Here is a 3,401-nt window from a genome sequence, read left to right on the forward strand (position 1 = left end):
GTCACGTGTCCGCCCTTCAAGCTCTAAACGAATTCTGATACCCCATATATGTGATATTTGAAGAGGCTTTTTCTGACCAATAATGCGGTCTTTGTGTCCACTTCCCCTAAACTGAGACAGACTTAATTGGAGTTTTCTGCAATGATTAATGCAGGAGACGACAATGAAAAAATCACGCTTTACTGAATCACAGATCATCGCTGTGTTGAAAGAAGTCGATGCCGGAATGAAAGTTGAAGAGGTGTGCCGACAGCACGGTATCAGCAACGCAACCTACTACAATTGGAAATCCAAGTACGGTGGAATGGAAGCCGCTGACGTTAAACGGTTAAAAGAGCTTGAAGATGAAAATGCCAAGCTCAAGAAGATGTATGCCGATGTCAGCTTGGAAAACCATGCCATTAAGGAGTTGGTCGCAAAAAAGGATTGGTGACAGCAGAGAAACGAGAGTGCGTCAGCGTATTGGTTAGTGCGGGGTTGAGTATCGTAAAGGCTTGCCTGTTCGTTGGTATTGGCCGTTCGACCTTCTACCGCCCCGAGCGAGACTGGCGCAAAGCAGATGCTGCTGTCATTGATGCCATCAATGCAGAATTGAAGAAGTCGCCACGGGCAGGCTTCTGGAAGTGTTTTGGGCGTATGCGTTTTAAAGGCTTTTCCTTCAACCACAAGCGCGTTTATCGCGTGTACTGTCAGATGGGGCTGAACCTGAAACGCAGAACCAGGCGTGTGTTGCCGAAACGGATAGCTCAGCCACTGGAAGTGCTTGATCAGGTAAATCATCAATGGGCACTGGATTTTATGCATGACACGCTGTATTGCGGTAAACGCTTTAGAACGTTGAATGTGGTGGATGAAGGAACACGAGAGTGCCTCGCCATCGAAGTGGACACCTCTTTGCCTGCTGGCCGAGTGGTCCGCGTACTGGAACAACTTAAGGCTGAGCGCGGATTGCCTAAGCAACTGCGCGTAGACAACGGCCCGGTACTGATATCAGCGACGCTGACGGATTGGTGCGAAACGCACAATATCAAACTGATTTATATCCAGCCTGGCAAGCCACAGCAAAACGGTTTCGTTGAACGCTTCAACGGCTCGTTCCGAAGAGAGTTCCTGGATGCCTACCTGTTTGAAACTATTTATCAGGTCAGAGAAATGGCGTGGGTCTGGCGACTGGATTACAACGAAGAACGAACTCATGAAAGTCTCGGTGATCTGCCTCCGGCAGCGTACCGAGCAAAACTGGAAAACTCTAATTTAGAACTGTGCCATTAAAGGGGAAGTGGAAATTTGTTCCAAGGTGAATGGATTTGAATTGCCATGAGTTGTCTCCTGTCTGGTAGGAAACACAAGTATGGCAGTCAGGTTGACAGGCGAACTTAGAAAAGGACCTGACGTTCATTGATATAGATTCTATATCATCTTTGTCCCAATAAAGGTCATTTGAAACCATCTTTTAAATGCTAAATTTTGTACTGCTAGCGGATTGCCAGTTTTTGAGTCGTAAACTAGATCAACAAATGAAAGTCTAGTGCTAATCTGTATTGCGGCGCTTGGAATCACATTTAAATTCTCGAATTAAGTACCAATTTTTTGCAGGTTTGATTTTCTTTTCCAATCCAACAGACGGTGACGCTATCCACATTGCGGTTACTCAGCAAAGAGGTAACCTGATCAAAGTTGGCACTATTGATTTTAATACCGTCAATGCTGGTTACAATACTGTTCTTGGAAATAGTCAAAGATTCCGCGCCTGTACCAACAGCGACATCTTTGACTATTGCTCCTTCATTATGCGGCAGTAATCGTAAGCCAGATCTATCTGCTAAAATCGGTATGCGTGTTTTATGGTTAGATTGAACCCAAACCTTTTCACCTGTGAAGTCAAAAACCATATTAAAGCGTTGCATAATCTCGTTGCCCAATACACCATGACTACCACTTTGAGGGTTGCTCCCTACTACACGAAAGTATGTAGGTAACTGAGTAAAGTTTTGCTCACCAATGATCAAAGAATTTAATAGTCCTACTTTGTTTGATGTATCACCACTAATCCCTGTAGTTCGAGCATCATAATTATTATCTGGTATGACAAAATTTTGGTTGGCAGTAAACAAACTCAGCGTTCCGGTGGATCCCGTATCAAGCATGACTTTAACAACTTTCTCTGTCTGGCCGTTTGTTATTATTGCTTCTAAATAAGGGGTATTATCTTCTACTTGAATTTCTATGCTATACCATGATTGAGGAGCATAATTTTGATAATTTTGAGGGGTAGGTGAGGAGATTTTGAGTGTCTGCTCATCATGGTTTATTTCGATTAGGCAGCAATTGAAAAAATCTGCGCCTAATACGCCGTCAAAATATGTTTCTTCAATACTATCAAATGGCATAGCTGAAGTAGGGGCGTATATGACAGATAAATCTGTAATTGAGAAATCACCAACCTCTATTTGCGTATCATTGACGATGTAGGCAATAGGGTCATCACCATTCCCAGAACCGGATATTTTAAATGGCTTGCTTTGAGAAAACCCCAATAATCTGGTGGCAACTGTTTCAGTGACTACAGTTGCGGCTGCACCAGAATCTAATACGAAACGAAACCCTTCTACCCCATTTATAGTAGTATTGACGATAATATGGTTATTAAGCATTGTGAATGGAACTATCGTATCACTCTTTCCTTCGCCCCAAGACACATTTGCATTAGCGTTTTGCCATTGAAAATTAGCCATATCCCAAATTCGACAACCAGACATACTGGCGATTACCATCAATAGGAGAGTGAATTCAATAATAGTCTGTCCAGCAGAAAGGCATTCTTTAGTTCTTTTTTTCAGCGTTTTCGTAAGTGATAACATCGTTTTCCCCCCAGTGACTTTTAATTACCTTAACAACAAAAAGTTATTGTAATACGACAAATACTAGTCACTTTGTAAAAATTTATTTCAATAGAAGAAAGTGGTCACCAACAGTGGCAGCTTGAATTAAGTTAACGAAATTGAGCGAATCCATATTTTTTTATTTAATGCACGGCTCAATTCCTTTAAGTAAAAGTTTTTCATGTATCTATAAGTGCGAAAATTTATTTGAATGGGAGGTTTACCCTGTGAAAAGTGTGCCTTGAATTTCGGATATTGTCGCTTGACCAATTGACACAAAAAAGTTTGCTCTGATCGGAGACATTCATAGGTATGAGCGTGAGCTGCTAGCAATAGCATTCATGCCAAGGATTTTTATCTCAATGTATTGATGACTTTTCTTTTAGCCTATGCCTCTTGCGATTGAAAACTCACTGCGCCAAGGTCCGCTTCACGCCCTGAGTCATTCAACAACCTTTTTATGTGCTTAGAAGAGATGAATTTCTCTCTTTTAACGCTTTTAAATATCGGGCTTCATTG

Annotated in this window: 2 protein-coding genes; one reads left to right on the top strand and one right to left on the bottom strand. The window is 42.0% G+C overall.

All coding sequences use genetic code 11. The features are described from left to right. Positions 1-163 precede the first annotated feature (163 nt). A protein-coding gene (locus F458_RS0118690; protein ID WP_156824310.1) for an IS3 family transposase occupies positions 164-1,272 on the top strand; the annotation gives its coding sequence in 2 pieces (ribosomal slippage) (positions 164-416 and positions 416-1,272; 1,110 coding nt in all). A 290-nt stretch (positions 1,273-1,562) separates the two neighbouring features. On the opposite strand, the gene F458_RS0118695 is transcribed toward F458_RS0118690, so the two are convergent. Beyond that, positions 1,563-2,861 carry an aspartyl protease family protein gene (locus F458_RS0118695; protein WP_018984964.1) on the bottom strand — a complete coding sequence of 433 codons (1,299 nt, stop codon included), beginning with the start codon at positions 2,859-2,861 and terminating at the stop codon, positions 1,563-1,565. Positions 2,862-3,401 lie beyond the last annotated feature (540 nt).

This window comes from Salinimonas chungwhensis DSM 16280, from assembly GCF_000378185.1.
GTDB classification, from domain to species: domain Bacteria; phylum Pseudomonadota; class Gammaproteobacteria; order Enterobacterales; family Alteromonadaceae; genus Alteromonas; species Alteromonas chungwhensis.